This window comes from Fusicatenibacter sp. (assembly GCF_050872605.1).
GTDB lineage: Bacteria > Bacillota > Clostridia > Lachnospirales > Lachnospiraceae > Fusicatenibacter.
Genome location: NZ_JBNMHD010000034.1, coordinates 20,990 through 37,933, shown reverse-complemented (window position 1 = coordinate 37,933; position 16,944 = coordinate 20,990). Strand labels below are relative to the sequence as shown.

Below are 16,944 nucleotides of genomic sequence, written 5' to 3'. Positions count from 1 at the left end.
ATGGGAAGGGATTCCATTTTTTAGTTCAATATACTTTCGAAGATAATCCTGATAGCTTTCTGCAAACAATGCCATCTCCACCCAGTCATCTGCATTTGCCAGAGTTGCAAACAGTACAATGACAAGAATATCTTTCAATGTGTGACGAACCTTTGTCTGCTGACGGGTGTCTTCAATGTATTCCATCCACTCTAATAATTCCTGCATAAACAACGCCCCTTTTTCTTTTATTTTATCAAAAAAGGGGCGTGTTCACAATTTATTTACGCATGCGTTTGTCGTGGCTTCGGCTGGATAATGACTATGCCGGACGCATGGCGGCTAAGGCGTTAATGGCTGTTCTGCCAAGGATTACACTGTCGCAGTAAAGCTCCCGCCCAGGGGCAAAGATTACGATGACTATCTGTGTTCCGGCCTGGGTATTTCAGCCGCGAAACCGAAAACACGAAATGAAGAACGATGATATGGAGGATAGCAACATGAAAGAATTTGAAATCACGCTGAACGCCGTTTCCAGGAAGAACTTTCGAGTGAGTGCTGATTCTCAGGAAGATGCTTTGCTGCTGGCGGAAGCCATTCTGGAGAACATCGATTTGCTGGACTTTTCAAATCAGAATGTAGACAGCATGAATATGAGCTGTGAGGAACAGTGCGGCGGTGTTTGTGAAATTTGCAGTCGAGCCTGTGAGCAGTGCGGCAATTGCATGGGCGAGTCCATGGGAATGTCCACAAACTCGTCCGGTATTTGTGTGATGACCTTCTGATTCGGATGCTTTTTGGAAAATTTCATCAAAACCGAGTCAATCAGTTCACCATATCACTTTTATTTTGTGTTATACTGTTTTGGAACGTGTCTGAAAAACCATTTCCGCAATCTGCAAGCCCCACTTTGTGGTATATTTTGCCCTCATTCGGTTAGGAGTACTGCGGAATCAATTTATTGAATGAGCACTTTTGTGGGTTACTGAAATATAGATATGGAAGCAAGCCCTGAACGGAGTAGAAAAATAGATGGGCAAACTTTTGGAGTTATGATTACTTGGAATATTTGTTGATTTTTTTACAGAGAGGAATGTATATGATGAACGATAAATGTGTAGTATTGAACGCAAAGAAAATGAATTTTGATGGGAAGCTGGATTTTTCTATTTTATCTTCTGATGTTACCGTATATGATGACACAACAGAACAGCAGCTGACAGAGCGTATTCAGGGAGCAGATATTATTGTAACAAAGGAGATGCCGGTGAATGCAGAGATGATACAGAGATTCCCGGAATCTGTTAAATTGATCTGTGAGGCAGGTACAGGATATAATAATATTGATCTTGAGGCAGCACGAAAGAAGGGGATTACAGTCTGTAATATTCCGGCATACAGCACAGAACGTGTAGCACATACAGCAATTATGATGATACTAAATCTGAGTTCTGCAATGCAGGTACAGATGAAGATGCTGGCAAGTGGAAATCATGACAATTTTACTGAAAATCTTCAGGTTCCACATGTAGAGGTAAACGGTAAAACACTTGGCGTTATAGGTGCAGGACATATTGGCAGAAAAGTCATGCAGATTGCACAGGCGTTAGATATGAACATACTTGTTTATACCCGGACACCAAAAGAAGATGAGAACGGTATCCGCTATGTATCACTTGAGGAATTACTTAAGAATAGTGATTATGTTTCCATGCATTGTCCATTGACAGAAAGTACAAAACATATGATCAACAAAGAAACTCTATCGCTTATGAAGCCATCTGCGTTTATTATTAATACTTCAAGAGGTGCACTTATTGATGAGCCTGCTCTTATAGAAGCACTGGAAAATGGTACAATTGCAGGAGCCGGACTTGATGTTCAGGAAACCGAACCACCGGAAGAGAACAGTCCTCTTTATACGATGGACAATGTTCTTCTGACCCCTCATATGGGATGGAAAGGACTTGAAACGAGACAGCGGCTGGTTTCTATTCTGGCAGACAATATCAAGAAGTTTATGGAAGAAAATCCGGTCAATGTTGTATCAGGTCGATAGTATCTGGCAACTGTTGGACGAATGGGAGGTATGCTTCATGCCGTTGCAAATGATCAGAAACGATATTACAAAAATGAGCGTTGACACAATTGTCAATGCAGCCAACACGTCCCTTTTGGGTGGCGGTGGTGTGGACGGTTGCATTCATCGTGCGGCCGGACCGGAACTGCTTGCGGAATGCCGTACGCTGCACGGCTGCGAAACCGGCAATGCAAAAATTACAAAAGGATACCGTCTGCCCTGCAAATATGTGATCCATGCAGTCGGTCCGCGTTGGCGGGATGGCAGGCATCGGGAGCAGGAGCTTCTGGAATCCTGTTATCGGACATCGTTGAACCTGGCGAAAGAAAATAGCTGTCAGTCTGTAGCCTTTCCGCTGATTTCCTCCGGTGTTTATGGCTATCCCAAAGACCAGGCTCTGAAGGTTGCAGTCGATACCATCAGCGAATTTCTGCTGGAAAACGAGATGATGGTCTATATCGTTATCTTTGACCGAAAAACATATCAGATTAGCGGAAAGCTGTTTGATGACATCACAGTGTACATAGATGACAGGTATGTGGAAGAACATACCGACAGGAGGGCAGAACAGAGACGATGGTCCGAAGCGTGGCAAGAGGAATCCTGCTTTGAAGCTGCATCTGTCCCGCTGCCGCCCGAAGCAATCTGTAAATCCTGCAGCAGTCAGTCTCTGGAAGAGGCACTGGGGCAGATAGATGAGAGCTTTTCAGAAATGCTGCTTCGAAAGATTGAGGAAAGCGGTATGACGGATGCGCAGTGCTATAAGAAAGCAAACATTGACCGGAAGCTTTTCTCAAAAATTCGCTCGGATAGATTCTATAAGCCATCCAAACCTACGGTGCTGGCATTTGCCCTCGCTTTGGAACTGCCGCTTGCCCAGATGCAGGAGATGCTCGGCAAGGCAGGATTCACATTGTCCCATTCGAGTAAATTCGACATCATTGTAGAATATTTTGTTGAAAGGGGAAACTATAATGTGTATGAAATCAACGAGGCACTGTTTGCCTTTGACCAGAGTCTGATTGGAGCATAAGGAAAAAGAAATGTCGCTTTCCATGCGACCACTCCGCAAAAGAAAATCGCTATACTATGGCTGTAAGGTACGAAACCGAGCAACCATTTACGTGCGGAATGAGCCAAAGCTCGCGCTTGCTCGAAACCTTGGCGAATACTGCGACAGCGAGCCCGTAAGGGCGAGATCTTTTAGGAGGATAAGCATATGAGAAAGAATTTAACAGAGATCGTTTTTATCTTAGACCGCAGCGGTTCTATGAACGGACTGGAACGGGAGACCATCGGCGGATTCAATTCTATGATTGAGCAGCAGAAAAAAACAGAGGGCGAAGCACTGATCTCAACGGTACTGTTTGACAATGTGAGCGAAGTCCTGTACGATCGTGTAAATGTAAAGGACATCCGACCAATGACCGACCGGGATTACACGGTTCGCGGATGCACGGCACTCTTAGATGCTATCGGCGGTGCGATTCACCACATCGGAAATGTTCATAAGTACGCAAGACCGGAGGATGTGCCGGAACATACCATGTTCGTAATTACTACGGACGGAATGGAAAATGCCAGCCGCCGGTACAACAGCGAAAAAGTGAAGCAGATGATCGAGCGGCAGAAAACGAAATACGGTTGGGAGTTTTTGTTCCTTGGCGCCAATATTGACGCGGTAGAGACCGCAAGCCAGTTCGGAATCGGTGCAGATCGTGCAGTCAACTATCAGTGCGACAGTGAAGGAACCGCGTTGAATTATGAGGTGGTCAGCGAAGCAATCAGCTCTGTCCGGTGCAGTGCCCCGTTGAACGCAGACTGGAAAAAGCGTATAGACGAGGATTACAAAAAACGTGGAGGAAAATAGAAATATGCAGGCGTATACCTGCGTTTCAAAAGGAAAATTCGAATTAAGAGAGATGGTGTAATTAAGGTAGCAGTAGAATGCTAAAAGAAGATATAGATAATTCCAATCATTAATGTACTATATATGGTATGATAATGATTGGAATTTTGTTATAACAGGGGGGATTTCCAACCATTAGTATATACGATTCATGAAAAATCAGGTAAAATTATGTATAGGTAATTAAGGGATCGGTTTTATGCAGGTCTGTTGATGTTCGAGGCTCGGGATAAAAATCTTGGATATCCGGTATGACAGGGAAGGGGGCGGGAGTCTATGAAAAATTTAAAAAAACTGACGATTCTTCATTCGAATGATATGCATGGGGATTTTTTAGCGGAGCAGATCGATGAAAAACTGGTGGGAGGGGTGTCCTTCCTCTCCGGCTATGTGAATCAGGTACGGAAGCAGGAGAAAAATGTGATCTATGCGATTGCGGGAGATATGTTCCGCGGTTCTGTCATTGACTCCGAGTATAAAGGCGTGTCAACCATCGGCATTATGAACCTGCTGGGCCCGGATGTGGCGACAATCGGAAATCATGAGGTGGATTATGGACTGTCTCATCTTCTGTTTCTGGAAAAATGCGCAAATTTCCCTATTATTAACGCGAATTTCCATATCCGGGCAAACTGGAGGCGGCTGTTCCAGCCCTTTTACATTGCGGAAATGGACGGTATGAAAATCCTTTTCATAGGAATTATTACAGAGGACGTGTTGGCACAGACAAAGGCGGAAGAGTTGATAGGTTCCTTCGTGGACATCGGGGAGGCGGCCCAGGAGGTCGGAAATATCTGTAATGCGTACAATGCGATTGATATTGATTTTACAGTGCTTCTGACGCATATCGGATTTGAGGAAGACAAAAAACTGGCGGCTCTGCTGGATCCGGCCTGGGGTGTGGACGTGATCATCGGCGGTCATTCGCACACCCTTCTTACAGAACCTGCTCTGGTAAATGGAATCTATATTGTGCAGGCAGGAACCGGTACAGACCAGATCGGGCGTTTTGATATTATGGTGGATACGGATCTCAATGCAATCGATACCTTTACCTGGCAGCTTGTCCCGATCAACAATATCACCTGTCAGAAAGATGAAGAAATGGAGAAGTTCATCAATCATTACCGACGGGAGACGGACAAAAAGTATGACCGTATTGTGACCAGATTTACGAAATGTCTGACACATCCGGTAAGAAATCAGGAAACGGCGCTGGGAAATCTGATTGCGGATATCCTGCGGGACAGTCTGGGGATTGATCTGGCGCTGATGGGGTCCGGAGCAATCCGGAATTATGAACTGGGGCCGGTGGTTCATTATCAGGATCTGGTGGAATGTCTTCCTTATGATGAAGCAATGTATATGGTTCAGGTGAACGGAGTACAGCTGGAACGGATGCTGCGCTACATTCTGCGGGAAGAAGCGTTTGAGGGAGAGCATACAGAGTTTTATCAGTTTTCCCATGGACTGCATATCGTCTGGTCACGCAGCCGGCAGGAGTTTCAAGTACTGACCCTGGAGGGAAAGGCACTGAATGAGCAGAAGCTATATTCCATTGCCCTGTCGAAATATCATTATATGAATATGCAGGATTTCCTGACACTGTCTCTGGAGGAGGTGAAGGCCAATGCGCTTCCCCGCGTGCTGGCTACCTCCTGCCGGGATATTGTAGAAGAATATATGATGGTGAATCCGCACCTTTCCCGGGAGGTGGAGGGCAGGCTGGTAGTGAAATTATAGAAGAAAGAAGCAGTTGATTTTGCAGGAGGAAAACCATTGTTGTGCAAATAAATGTACAGCAGTGGTTTTTTGTGAAAAATGACAAATTTTTCACGGATAGGGTATACGTTTTTGAGAAAAAGAGGTATAATAAAGATAAACTTTCTGTTTGCGGAAAAAGAAAATGTGAAATGTGGGGGAATTTCTATGAAAAAAGGGAGGAACATCATCGGGCGTCTGGGGTATGGTCTGCTTGGCCTGATGGCTGTTATAAGCTTAGCCGGCTGCGGGAAGGCAACGGCCAGGGAACCGGTTACCGTTACCATCTGGCATGTCTATGGAGGGCAGGCAGAATCACCGCTCAATGATATGATAGCGGAATTTAATGAGACAGTGGGAAAGGAAGAAAATATCCAGGTACAGGTGGGAAGCGTCACCAATACCAATACAATCCATGAGAATGTGCTATCCTCAGCATTTGGGGATCCGGGAGCAGAAGATCTGCCGGATATGTTCGTTTCCTATCCGAAGACAGTGCTGGCATTGCCTGATGAGACGGCGCTGGTGGATTATCAGGATTATTTTTCTGAGGAAGAATTAAGCGGTTTTATTCCGGCTTTTCTTACAGAAGGACAAATCGACGGCAGACAGCTGATTCTTCCCGTTGCGAAGTCCACGGAGATTATGTTTGTAAATGAAACGGCATTTAACCGATATGCGAAAGCCAGTGGAGCTTCTCTCTCCGATCTGGAAACCTGGGAGGGAGTTTTCCGTATGGCTGAGGATTATACCAGGTGGACGGATGAGCAGACACCGGATATTCCGGAAGATGGGAAACCGTTTTTTGTCCATGATTATCATTTTAACTATTTCCAGGTGGGCGTAGAGTCTCTGGGTGAGCATTTCTTTACAAAGGATGGAACCGGGCTTGTCTTTGGGCCGGCCTTTGAACGTGTGTGGGCACCCTATGCCCAAGCGGCAGTGGAAGGCGGTATCTGGCTTCAGAGCGGTTATGCCACAGAACCGCTGCGAACCGGGGATTCCATCGTGTCCGTGGCCTCTTCTGCCAGCGTCCTGTATTATTCCGATACGGTGACCTATGCGGACAATACAACAGAGAAGGTGAATATGATCTCAATGCCCTGTCCGGTTTTTGAAAATGGGGAAAAGCTGGTGATGCAGCGGGGCGCAGGCATCTGTACGGTAAAATCTACTCCGGAACGGGAAAAAGCCTGTATCACATTTTTAAGGTGGCTGACAGATCCGGAGCGGAATGTGGAATTTGTGACACAGCTGGGATATATGCCGGTAAAACAGGAATCCTTTGAAAAATATCTCCCGGCAGCAATCGACCGGCTTCAGGATCCCATGTATCAGTCTCTGTACCAGGCATTTTTACAGACGCAGGAGCAATATATTTTCTATACGGCTCCACAGTATGATAGCTATCTGGATCTGGAAACCAGATTTGAAGATCTGGTCCGTCAGAAGCTCCAGATTGCGCGCCGTTCCTTCCTGGAAAGTCCGGAGCAGTCTCCGGAGGAGCTGGCAGAGACAACGCTGGAGAGCTTCAGGAAGGATTATCAGCAATGAAGGTAAGAAAGGCGGTGACGCAATGAGTCGCTTGTTTCATAAGATCAGCTATTCGCTGCGTCACTGGAATGAGGTTGGCGTATCCATGCAGCGAAAGCTGACTCTGTACGTGGCCTGTATGGTACTGTTTGTATTTGCGGCAGGCGTAGTTGTGATTCAGAAAGCAGGGATTATGCCGGGATCGGAGCGTAATCTGGGAGAAGCACTGACGGTACAGCATCAGAATACTGTTTCAGCAATGACGAAGCAGATGGATCTTCTGACGGCAAGAAGTATCAGCCTTTCAGAAGAAATCACGCGGACCATGGAACAGGTGCTGATCGATAGTGGAAAATCATTTTCCGATCTCGATGACGATTCCGATCTGATTCTGGATCTGGAGAGTTCTCTGTATGGATCTCTGGAGTCGGCTTTGCGTTCCAATGCATGCAGTGGCGCATTTTTTGTGCTGGATGCCACTGTAAATACAAAGGCAGAATGTGCAAATACGTCTCGCATGGGAGTCTATCTGCGTTTTTCGGATCTGAAGGCCGTCGGAACGGCAAACCAGCATATGGTGTATTTCCGCGGGGCGGCTGATCTGGCCAGAAAAAAACAGATTCAGATGCATAATCGCTGGGATCTGGAGTTTGACACATCGCTGATTCCCTGTTATGATACGCTTCTGCATTTTAACCGCAGCCGTCTGGCAGAGGGAGCCGTCTGGACAGAGCGGTTCCGGCTGCGGGATACCTGGGAGGATGTGACGCTTCTATGCGTGCCGGTTCTGGATCAGAACGGAGAACCCTGTGGGATCTGTGGCGTGGAGCTCAGCCAGCTTTATTTTGTCCTGTCTTATCCGGCGGCAGAAAGCCGGTTCGGAAATATGGTTACTCTTCTGGTTTCCGGAGAGGGAAAAAAGTACGATTTGTCCAAGGCTATGATTGGAAATGCGGCAGGAACGTATCTGAAATCCTCCGGGCTGATAGAAATCCGGAGCGGGAAATACTATGAGACAGCCTCGACCGGTTCTACCCGCTATTTTGGATTAGCTACTCCGCTTAAGGCTCGCTTTTCCAGTGGTCAGACTCCTATGATTTTAACCCTGCTGCCCGAGGACAGCTATCACCAGGCATCGCTTCGGAACCGTCAGCTCTGGTATGCGGGAACAGTTCTGTTCCTGATTCTGATTCTCCTTCTGGCCGGAGGGGTGTCCGGGCATTTTTCGGCTCCGATTGTGCGAAGTCTGAAAGCCATGCAGCTGGAGGCAACAGGAGAGGACGGGCAGAATACCGGTATCCGGTCGGGAATTTCAGAAATTGACGCACTGGTGTCTTTCCTGCAAACCAGAAGCCAGGAGCTGAAAACCAGTGATCTTCCGCCGGAGATTGAAACCATGCTGCAGGAGTTTAAGGATCGGGTGACAAGGCTGACACCTGCGGAATTACATATTTTTCAGATGTTTATCGAGGGCTGCGATGTTCAGACCGCAGCAGAACGGAGTTTTGTCAGCGTGGCAACGGTGCGAAAGCATAATACCAGTATCAACCGGAAGCTGGAGGTGTCCAACCGGGAAGAGCTGATGGTTTATGTTGATCTCTTCCGGCGGTGCGGACGGCTGGAGGAATTAAAAGACAGATAAGAAGAAAAAAGGAGAATCCGGATTACCGGGTTCTCTTTTTTATGAAACAAAATAGCTATAAAGCAGGAGTACGAAGTGCGGAGCAAGCTGGTATCATAGGTGTCAAAAGACTTTTTGGTACCTACATCACATCTATATATAGTATAAAAAATATTTAGACCACTATATATTGTATTCTAATCATTGGAAAGTTATCGAAATAGTCTGATATTCCAACCGTTCCCATATATTTTTTCTGTAAAAACTGATATGCTGATTTCAGATAAGAAACAGCAAAACCAGAAATACAGATGCGAAAGGAAAGGAGATTTGTTTATGGGACTGATTAAAGCTGGTATGGGTGCATTAGGTGGAACATTTGCAGATCAATGGAAAGAGTTTTTCTATTGTGAAGCACTGGGAAAAGACGTTCTGGTAACAAAGGGCCAGAAGCGTATCACGGGCCGGTCTTCCAATACGAAGGGAAATGACAACATCATTTCCAATGGAAGCGGTATCGCAGTAGCAGACGGACAGTGTATGCTGATCGTGGAACAGGGAAAAGTCGTAGAGGTCTGTGCGGAGCCTGGTGAGTTTACATATGATACCTCTTCGGAGCCAAGTATCTTTGCCGGAAATCTGGGAGAGAGCATCCGTGAAACCTTTAAGGTAGTTGGAAAACGATTTACCTACGGCGGTGACACAGGAAAGGATCAGCGTGTTTACTATATTAACACCAAGGAGATGGGAGAAATTCTTTATGGAACCGCAACTCCGATTCCGTTCCGCGTAGTTGTAAATGAGGAACTGGGGTATAAACTGTCCGTGGATCTCCGATGCAATGGTAACTTTACGTACCGTATCAGCGATCCGCTTCTGTTTTATACCAATGTCTGCGGCAACGTGGAAAGTGATTATGAAAGCGCAGAAATCGCGCCCCGCTTAAAAGGGGAACTGATGACGGCTCTGCAGCCGGCTCTGGCAACCCTTTCGGCGCAGAAGATTCAGTATTATGAGATTCCTGCTCATACACTGGAGCTCTCGGACGCTCTGAATGATGTTCTTTCTAAAACATGGAAAGAAAAACGCGGTATCGAAGTGTTTTCTTTCAACATTAATTCCTTAAGTATTCCGGAGGATCAGCGACTGAAGCTGACGGAGTGGGAAGAAAATGCTATGACGACCAATCCCAATACGGCGGCAGCCCGTCTGGTAGGCGGACAGATCGATGCTATGAAGGCGGCGGCAAACAACAACGCCGGAGCCATGACCGGATTTATGGGAATGGGAATGGCCATGAATGCAGGTGGAATGGGCGGCATGAACGCACAGAATCTGTTCGCAATGGGTCAGCAGCAGAATCAGGCGGCACAGCAGCAGGCAGCGGCACAGCAGGCAGCAGCACAGCAGCAACAGGCAGCCCAAAGCGCTCCACAGCCCGGGGCAAACAGCTGGAAGTGTCAGTGTGGAGCAACCGCGACCGGAAAGTTCTGTCCGGAGTGCGGCGCGAAAAAGCCGGAGCCGAAGATGGAGGCAGCGGGAAGCTGGAAGTGCGCCTGTGGAGCAACTGCGACCGGAAAGTTCTGTCCGGAGTGCGGCGCGAAAAAGCCGGAAGACAGCGATGGCTGGATCTGCTCCTGTGGAACTGTGAATAAAGGAAAATTCTGTCAGAACTGTGGCGCGAAGAAGCCGGCAGGAGCACTCTTGTACCGATGTGACAAATGTGGCTGGCAGCCGGAGGATCCGACGCATCCGCCAAAATTCTGTCCGGAGTGCGGCGACCCGTTTGATGATGGAGATGTTACGAACTAAACCATTACATCATTTTTAAAATAACGATGTAATGGAAGGACAACAGGAAGGGAGGTTTCTATATGGGATTCTTTGATAAAAAGTATTGTGATGTGTGTGGAGAAAAGATAGGGCTTCTTGGAAACCGTAAGCTGGAGGACGGAAATCTCTGTAAGGAATGCGCGTCTAAGCTTTCCCCGTTTTTCTCTGATAGAAAATCCTCGACGGTTGAGGAGATTAAGCAGCAGCTGACCTACCGGGAGGAAAACCGGCAGCAGCTGGCGGGCTTTCGGGCGACCCGCATAATCGGCGATCGGATGAAGGTTATGGTAGATGAACTGAGAAACCGCTTTATTGTTACTTCTTCGAACGATATTCTGAAGGCGAATCCGGATATCATTTCTATTTCCGATGTGATCTCCTGTAACCTGGATTTGAAGATGGAAGATACGGAATTGAAGCAGAAAGATGCACAGGGTAAGGAGGTCAGCTACAACCCTCCCAGATACTGCTATTCCTACAATTTCTTTATCGAGATTTCTGTAAGAAATCCTTGGTTTAGCCAGATTCGTTTTCGTCTGAATTCCAGTGATATCGAGATTGTGGATGAATTTACCGGTGCCGGAGTGGGAAGGATGATGGGCAGCCGCCGCCAGAGTATGGTGCATCCGGAATACAATATGGAATATCGCAAATATCAGCAGATGGCAGATGAAATCGTGGCAGTATTGTCAGGGCAGCCGACGGCGAGAGGAATGGCGGCTTCTGTGATAAACCAGATGGCAGATGGTCAGGGATTGGTAGGCGCAGTGGTATCCGGTCTGGGCGCAGGCATGGCAGGAACCGGCATGATGCAGAACGGGAACATGATGCAGAACGGAAACATGGCACAGAATGGCAGTTGGGTTTGCTCCTGCGGCATGACAAACACCGGAAAGTTCTGCCAGAATTGTGGAGCACCAAGGGACGGCAGAGACAGAATTCGATAGAGCGTGTTTGAAAAAGGCTTTTCGTAAGCTGTGAGTCCCATTTTGTGGGAGAGTTTGTCCGTATAAGGCGGTTGAAGCAGGCTACGGCAACCAAATGGGGTTAAATATATTGCAAAGTGGGGCTTGCAGATTACGGAAATGGAAAGATTTTATCAGTAAAGGAGGCGTGGAGAATGAGAAAAAGAAAACTTATGACAGCGATGCTTGCGGCAGTGCTGGCGCTTAGCCTGGCGGCTTGCGGCGGAGAAAAGAAACCTGCAGACACAACCGACACCACAGATGCCTCCCAGACAGATACTTCGCAGACTGACAGCTCACAGGCCGACAGCTCGCAGACCGACAGCTCACAGACCGATACTTCGCAGACAGAAAAGGAGCAGCCGGAAGCGGAGTCTGCAGAGGCTGAAACGAAGATTCCGGAGAATGCCACAGAAATTTTGCTGACAAATCCGAAAATTCAGGCGCAGGCAAAGTTCTATTTCCCAAAGGAAGCGAAGGAATGGGAAACAAAGTGTCTGAGCAAAAGGGATCCGGTCAATGTACCTCAGAGATATGTGTATCAGTCGGAAAATGCAGATGGCGTTTCGTTACGGGCGGATATCCGGCTGACAGCCACATTGACGGCGACGCTGGCCGCGATGCTGGAGAATGAGGAGGCGGAGAAGATACAGGTTCAGAATTACCCGGCAATTTTGAAAACCACGAATACCTCCTGGCAATACACCATTGATCTGGGGCCGTTTACAGAGGGACTGAATCTGTATGTATACGCTAGCTTTGAAGGCGGAAATGAGGAGTTTGCCAATATAAAGGAACTGGCGGATGTCCGGGATATGTTTTTGGAAACCCTCACAGTAACCACGGATTACGAAGGCAAAGAGGATCGCAGCGGGCGCAAATATCAGGGCGTTGGTTTGTGTTCCCTTCCGGATACTATGGAATATCATGGAGAGAACATTGAAGTTATGCAGGTTCTCGATGAGTATCATATATACAGTCTGAAGACAGAGGTATATGATTCGGATCCGATCCCGACAAGAGTGACAGCAATGATCAGCGGTACGATCAAAAATGACGCGCTGGAAATGGAAGGATATCAGGAATACACCATTGCCGGATATTCCGGAATCATGAAACAGACCGAGTTCTATGGATACGTGAGTAGTTTTCTGCGTCTTAAGATAAATGAGGGTACCAATTATGATGTGTATGCGATCACGTATGTGAACGATGATGAGCTGACGGATCCTGTGGCGCTGGCAGCGGCTGTGGAGGAGATGAAGAACGATCCGGATACCTATTACCAGAAATCGCTGGAGTTGCTGGAAGCTATGCTGACCGCGGCGGAATTCAGAGAGCCGGTTGAATCGTGGTTTGAATAAATCTAGGCAAAAAGAAGGAGGATTGGAGCATGAAACAGTACAAACGTTGGTTATATCTGCTCCTGGCCGGAGGGATACTCCTTGAAGTTTCAGCCTGTACGCAGAAGGAGCCTGTGACTCCTTCTGCGTCGGATCATATCATTCTGGAAGATTATGAAATCCGTTACAAGGGCTTTACCGTGATGCAGGATATCAACGAGAACCCGGCGCTGGTCATAAACCTGGATTTTACAAATAATGGGAAAGAGGCAACATCTTATCTCTGGGCAGTATCAGAAAAAGCATTCCAGGATGGGATTGGCCTGGATGTGGCAACGGTATTTTCTGATCCGGATTCCTATGATACGGTTACAAAAGCACAGCTGACGGAAATCGTGCCGGGAAAAACGATTGAGGTGAAATCGGCCTATGTTCTGCCGGACAGTGATGCCGAAACCGTAGAAGTGGAGTTTTCCCAGAATCCGGGAAAGAAAAAGGGCAAACTGAGCATTGATTTAACGAAAGCCAGGTAAGGAAGGAGAACAGGAGTATGGCTAATATTCAGGAATATAAATGTCCCTGCTGCGGCGGAGCCATTGCTTTTGACAGTACAATTCAGAAGATGAAGTGTCCTTACTGTGACACAGAATTTGAGATGGAAGCACTGCAGGGGTATGATGAAGTCTTAAAGCAGCAGGAGCAGGGTGACGATATGACGTGGGATACCACGGCAGGAGGAGAATGGCAGGACGAAGAGGCAGGCGGACTGCGTACATACCAGTGTAAATCCTGTGGAGGAGAGATCGTAGGAGACGAAAACATGGCGGCATCTTCCTGTCCGTACTGCGGAAATCCGATTGTACTGATGGGACAATTTGCCGGGGCGCTTCGTCCGGATTATGTGATTCCGTTTAAGCTGGATAAAAAGGCGGCGAAGGCAGGGCTGATGAAGCATCTGAACGGAAAACGCCTGCTTCCGAAGATCTTTAAGGATCAGAACCATATTGACGAAATCAAAGGCGTATACGTGCCCTTCTGGCTGTTTGATGCAAGCGCGGACGCCACGATCAGCTATCAGGCAACAAAACAGCGAACCTGGAGTGACAGCAGTTATGATTATACAGAGACACAGTATTTCATGCTGAACCGGTGTGGAAGCATTGGATTTGAGCGGGTTCCGGTGGACGGCTCAACTAAGATGGAGGATGAACTGATGGAATCCATTGAACCCTTTGATTTTCATGAGGCAGTTCCCTTCCAGACAGCATATCTTGCCGGCTATATGGCGGATAAATACGATGTGTCCGCAGAGGAAAGCATCGAACGCGCCAATACCCGTATAAAAAAATCAACCGAGGATCATTTCCGCTCTACGGTAAAAGGATATGACAGTGTAAGTGTGGGGCAGAGCAGTGTGCAGCTTCATGGCGGAAGCGTCAAATACGTGCTGTATCCGGTATGGCTCTTAAATACCACATGGAATGGAAAGCAGTACCGGTTTGCCATGAACGGACAAAACGGAAAATTTGTCGGAGACCTTCCGGTGGATCAGGGAGCGGCAAGACGCTGGATGATTCTTACGACGGCGGCGGTCGCAGCGGGAGCCTATGGCATAAGCTGGCTGTTATGGCTGGCAGGTATTTTATAGAAAGGGGAGTAGGACAGATGAAAAGGATGCTGAAACAACTTACGGGTATGATAGCTGCCGTACTTCTGGCTGTATCGTCTTTCCCCATTGAGGCAATGGCTGCCGGAGGATTTGCCAGGGAATATGAACGATTGATGGATATGGCAGATCTGTTGACCGAAGAGGAAGAGGAGGAATTGATTGCCACACTGGATGAAATCAGTGAACGGCAGAATCTGGAGATTGTAGTGGTTACGGCGGAGAATCTGGAAGGCTACAGCGATGGACAGGAGTATACCGATGATCTGTATGAATACTGTGATTTTGGATATGGGGACGGGAGAGACGGAATCATGCTGCTTCTGGATATGGACGGCAGGGACTGGTACATTTCCACCCAGGGCTATGGAATCACAGCCTTTACAGATGCAGCCATTACTTATCTGGGTAATGAAATGAAGGAGGATCTTTCCGCCGGAAATTATGCTGCTGCGTTTCGGATTTATGCGGCAGACTGTGATCAGATGATTACACGGGCCAGGGATGGCAATCCGTTTTCCAAGAAGGATCTGCCCCATGAGCCCCTGTCGCCGCTGGTACTGCCGATCTGTCTTGTAATCGGTCTGGTGGCAGGATTTATTACCGTAAATTCCATGAAGGCGAAGCTGAAAACGGTACACAGTCAGAAGACAGCGGCAGACTATGTGAAAAAAGGAAGTATGCAGCTTACAGCCCAGCAGGATCTCTTCTTATATAACAAGATTGATCGGGTGAAAAAAGAGGAAAAGAGCAGCTCCGGAGACAGCACGACCCACAAATCATCTTCCGGCACTACCCATGGCGGAGGCCGGGGAAAGTTTTAAGTTCAGAATCCGGAGGTCAAGGAGGAATGACAAATGGGAAAAAAAGGAAACCTTGGAAAAATGAAAGGGATGCTTCTGATGGCACTCCTGCTGTTCTGTGCATTCCTTACCGGCTGCAGTCTTCTGGATATCAAAGACGGCGGGCTGGGTATGACCAATCCGGATTATGTGGAGCCGGAGAAGGACGAAACCGATGAAGAAAATCCGGAAAAGGCGCAGTATGAAAAGTATCGGTCTGAAAAGAATCAGCATGAAAAGAATCCGGATGAAGAGGCGCAGCCTGAAGAGGATCAGGCAGCTTCCTGGCTGTCAGAGTCTGGAGGACAGGCACTGGCAGAGGAGCAGGAAAGTCTCAGAGATTACGGGGCAGTTTTAGGCGCCGCGTTTCTGGGCTATACGGCAGATTACAGCTTTCCGGGAAAACAGAAACAGAGAGAAGAGACGTATCCGTATCTGGAGGGAATTCCGGCAGAGCGGATTATAGAATACGAGGGAGACGAGTGGTATGTGATTCTTCCGGAAGCTGCGGACTGGAGTATCTCTGTGGAAGCCTGCAATTGGAATGAGGATTTCACCGATATCAGCGTAGGGGAGCTGCTTTGGGAAGGCACAGACGGACTTCCTGTAATTTTACGGTGTAATATTAGCGATTTACATTCCAATGTACGAATCACAGCCAGAAAAGGAAGCCGGGAAGTTTTCTGGTATCCCTATTACCTTACTTTTGCGGGCGAAATCGAACCGACAGAGGAAGTCATGCAGCTTGTATCAGGCTCCTACATGCCAGAGGAGGGATATCTCTATGGAATGGAAGGAAGCTGGTATTGTGATTCTGCTAAAACAGACGCAGGCGAACCCTATTTTTACAGCGTTACCTTCCTGACAGGTGAGGATGGCTTCCCGTTGGATATGTGGTATTATGGAGGTCTTTTGAATGAAGGGGTGGAGGAAATCTGCTTTTTCTGGGATGGCTCTTATGCATATGGGGATTCGATGGGGGATTCGCTGGAATTCTGGCTGAATACGCCGGACGGAATCCGAAGCGGTACGATTTGGCTGAATCTGGAAGGAGACTGTCTGAGTATTCAGGAAATAGAAGGAGATGCCTTTTTCCCATTTACAGGCGGGTCGGTGGAAACATTCTATCTGCGTCCTGTAGAAGAGCCCAGGGAGAATGGTGATTTTTCCGGTAACGAGATGGATTTACTGCTTGCGCAGGCGGAGGTTCAGGAAAAATTGAACCAGGGTATGGCAATCCGGGACGTGGACGGTATGGACATCATACAGGGAGAGGCCTGTGTACTTTTTGCACTCGGGACAGAGCATCCGGATCAGTTTGTAGCGGAATATTATTATGCGGTATCCTCTTCCGGAGCCGTTTACCGAATGGATGATCTGACAGGAGAATGGGAACCGATTTAACCGTAACA

16 protein-coding genes and 1 pseudogene are annotated in these 16,944 nt (G+C 47.6%); 14 read left to right on the top strand and 3 right to left on the bottom strand.

Going from position 1 to position 16,944, the window contains the following annotated elements:
• Window positions 1–207, bottom strand: a 207-nt coding sequence (locus ACY2VT_RS10710) for a transposase family protein (RefSeq protein WP_461879877.1), incomplete at its 3' end; no start/stop codon positions are given.
• 242 nt (window positions 208–449) lie between these two features.
• On the opposite strand from ACY2VT_RS10710, the gene ACY2VT_RS10705 reads away from it, so the two are divergent.
• Window positions 450–764 carry a hypothetical protein gene (locus ACY2VT_RS10705; RefSeq protein ID WP_461879876.1) on the top strand — a complete coding sequence of 105 codons (315 nt, stop codon included), beginning with the start codon at window positions 450–452 and terminating at the stop codon, window positions 762–764.
• Window positions 765–833: 69 nt separating this feature from the next.
• Here the strand turns inward: ACY2VT_RS10705 and ACY2VT_RS10700 are convergent, their stop codons facing one another.
• The gene (locus ACY2VT_RS10700) at window positions 834–911 is read right to left on the bottom strand and encodes a DUF6783 domain-containing protein (RefSeq protein WP_461879880.1); all 78 of its coding nucleotides are present in this window, start codon (window positions 909–911) and stop codon (window positions 834–836) included.
• 167 nt (window positions 912–1,078) lie between these two features.
• On the opposite strand from ACY2VT_RS10700, the gene ACY2VT_RS10695 reads away from it, so the two are divergent.
• The 8 genes from ACY2VT_RS10695 to ACY2VT_RS10660 all read left to right on the top strand — a co-directional run bounded on the left by ACY2VT_RS10695 (window position 1,079) and on the right by ACY2VT_RS10660 (window position 11,663).
• A complete protein-coding gene (locus ACY2VT_RS10695) occupies window positions 1,079–2,038 on the top strand; it encodes a 2-hydroxyacid dehydrogenase (protein ID WP_461879875.1) in 960 nt (319 codons plus the stop codon).
• Window positions 2,039–2,075: 37 nt separating this feature from the next.
• A complete protein-coding gene (locus ACY2VT_RS10690; RefSeq protein ID WP_461879874.1) occupies window positions 2,076–3,092 on the top strand; it encodes an O-acetyl-ADP-ribose deacetylase in 1,017 nt (338 codons plus the stop codon).
• A gap of 186 nt (window positions 3,093–3,278) precedes the next feature.
• A complete protein-coding gene (locus ACY2VT_RS10685) occupies window positions 3,279–3,929 on the top strand; it encodes a vWA domain-containing protein (protein WP_461879873.1) in 651 nt (216 codons plus the stop codon).
• 315 nt (window positions 3,930–4,244) lie between these two features.
• Window positions 4,245–5,711: a bifunctional metallophosphatase/5'-nucleotidase gene (locus ACY2VT_RS10680; protein ID WP_461879872.1), complete on the top strand. Its 1,467-nt coding sequence runs from the start codon at window positions 4,245–4,247 to the stop codon at window positions 5,709–5,711.
• A gap of 186 nt (window positions 5,712–5,897) precedes the next feature.
• Window positions 5,898–7,283, top strand: a complete 1,386-nt coding sequence (locus ACY2VT_RS10675; protein ID WP_461879871.1) for an extracellular solute-binding protein — start codon at window positions 5,898–5,900, stop codon at window positions 7,281–7,283.
• Window positions 7,284–7,305: 22 nt separating this feature from the next.
• Window positions 7,306–8,904, top strand: coding sequence for a response regulator transcription factor (locus ACY2VT_RS10670; RefSeq protein ID WP_461879870.1), 1,599 nt, complete (start codon window positions 7,306–7,308; stop codon window positions 8,902–8,904).
• A 315-nt stretch (window positions 8,905–9,219) separates the two neighbouring features.
• Window positions 9,220–10,695, top strand: coding sequence for an SPFH domain-containing protein (locus ACY2VT_RS10665; RefSeq protein ID WP_461879869.1), 1,476 nt, complete (start codon window positions 9,220–9,222; stop codon window positions 10,693–10,695).
• A 62-nt stretch (window positions 10,696–10,757) separates the two neighbouring features.
• A complete protein-coding gene (locus tag ACY2VT_RS10660; RefSeq protein WP_461879868.1) occupies window positions 10,758–11,663 on the top strand; it encodes a DUF4428 domain-containing protein in 906 nt (301 codons plus the stop codon).
• 34 nt (window positions 11,664–11,697) lie between these two features.
• Here ACY2VT_RS10660 and ACY2VT_RS10655 read toward each other — a convergent pair.
• A pseudogene (locus tag ACY2VT_RS10655) lies at window positions 11,698–11,757 on the bottom strand (hypothetical protein); the annotation flags it as partial.
• A gap of 79 nt (window positions 11,758–11,836) precedes the next feature.
• Here ACY2VT_RS10655 and ACY2VT_RS10650 point away from each other — a divergent pair.
• Genes ACY2VT_RS10650 through ACY2VT_RS10630 form a run of 5 tightly spaced genes read left to right on the top strand, consistent with a single transcriptional unit; the run spans window position 11,837 to window position 16,936 of the window.
• Window positions 11,837–13,045 (top strand): hypothetical protein, encoded by a 1,209-nt coding sequence (locus tag ACY2VT_RS10650; RefSeq protein ID WP_461879867.1) that lies wholly within the window; start codon window positions 11,837–11,839, stop codon window positions 13,043–13,045.
• A gap of 29 nt (window positions 13,046–13,074) precedes the next feature.
• A complete protein-coding gene (locus ACY2VT_RS10645; protein WP_461879866.1) occupies window positions 13,075–13,557 on the top strand; it encodes a DUF5067 domain-containing protein in 483 nt (160 codons plus the stop codon).
• Window positions 13,558–13,574: 17 nt separating this feature from the next.
• On the top strand, window positions 13,575–14,672 hold the full coding sequence (locus tag ACY2VT_RS10640; protein WP_461879865.1) for a TFIIB-type zinc ribbon-containing protein: 1,098 nt from the start codon (window positions 13,575–13,577) through the stop codon (window positions 14,670–14,672).
• 26 nt (window positions 14,673–14,698) lie between these two features.
• Entirely contained in the window at window positions 14,699–15,514 is an 816-nt protein-coding gene (locus tag ACY2VT_RS10635; protein ID WP_461879864.1) for a TPM domain-containing protein, read from the top strand.
• Between the two features lie 33 nt (window positions 15,515–15,547).
• A complete protein-coding gene (locus ACY2VT_RS10630; protein WP_461879863.1) occupies window positions 15,548–16,936 on the top strand; it encodes a hypothetical protein in 1,389 nt (462 codons plus the stop codon).
• Window positions 16,937–16,944: the final 8 nt, after the last annotated feature.

What these genes read in the sequence shown, in the direction of transcription:
- ACY2VT_RS10705 (WP_461879876.1), top strand. Translation starts at nt 450, where the DNA reads ATGAAGAACGATGATATGGAGGATAGCAACATGAAAGAATTTGAAATC.
- ACY2VT_RS10700 (WP_461879880.1), bottom strand. Translation starts at nt 911, where the DNA reads ATGAGGGCAAAATATACCACAAAGTGGGGCTTGCAGATTGCGGAAATG.
- ACY2VT_RS10695 (WP_461879875.1), top strand. Translation starts at nt 1,079, where the DNA reads ATGATGAACGATAAATGTGTAGTATTGAACGCAAAGAAAATGAATTTT.
- ACY2VT_RS10690 (WP_461879874.1), top strand. Translation starts at nt 2,076, where the DNA reads ATGCCGTTGCAAATGATCAGAAACGATATTACAAAAATGAGCGTTGAC.
- ACY2VT_RS10685 (WP_461879873.1), top strand. Translation starts at nt 3,279, where the DNA reads ATGAGAAAGAATTTAACAGAGATCGTTTTTATCTTAGACCGCAGCGGT.
- ACY2VT_RS10680 (WP_461879872.1), top strand. Translation starts at nt 4,245, where the DNA reads ATGAAAAATTTAAAAAAACTGACGATTCTTCATTCGAATGATATGCAT.
- ACY2VT_RS10675 (WP_461879871.1), top strand. Translation starts at nt 5,898, where the DNA reads ATGAAAAAAGGGAGGAACATCATCGGGCGTCTGGGGTATGGTCTGCTT.
- ACY2VT_RS10670 (WP_461879870.1), top strand. Translation starts at nt 7,306, where the DNA reads ATGAGTCGCTTGTTTCATAAGATCAGCTATTCGCTGCGTCACTGGAAT.
- ACY2VT_RS10665 (WP_461879869.1), top strand. Translation starts at nt 9,220, where the DNA reads ATGGGACTGATTAAAGCTGGTATGGGTGCATTAGGTGGAACATTTGCA.
- ACY2VT_RS10660 (WP_461879868.1), top strand. Translation starts at nt 10,758, where the DNA reads ATGGGATTCTTTGATAAAAAGTATTGTGATGTGTGTGGAGAAAAGATA.
- ACY2VT_RS10650 (WP_461879867.1), top strand. Translation starts at nt 11,837, where the DNA reads ATGAGAAAAAGAAAACTTATGACAGCGATGCTTGCGGCAGTGCTGGCG.
- ACY2VT_RS10645 (WP_461879866.1), top strand. Translation starts at nt 13,075, where the DNA reads ATGAAACAGTACAAACGTTGGTTATATCTGCTCCTGGCCGGAGGGATA.
- ACY2VT_RS10640 (WP_461879865.1), top strand. Translation starts at nt 13,575, where the DNA reads ATGGCTAATATTCAGGAATATAAATGTCCCTGCTGCGGCGGAGCCATT.
- ACY2VT_RS10635 (WP_461879864.1), top strand. Translation starts at nt 14,699, where the DNA reads ATGCTGAAACAACTTACGGGTATGATAGCTGCCGTACTTCTGGCTGTA.
- ACY2VT_RS10630 (WP_461879863.1), top strand. Translation starts at nt 15,548, where the DNA reads ATGGGAAAAAAAGGAAACCTTGGAAAAATGAAAGGGATGCTTCTGATG.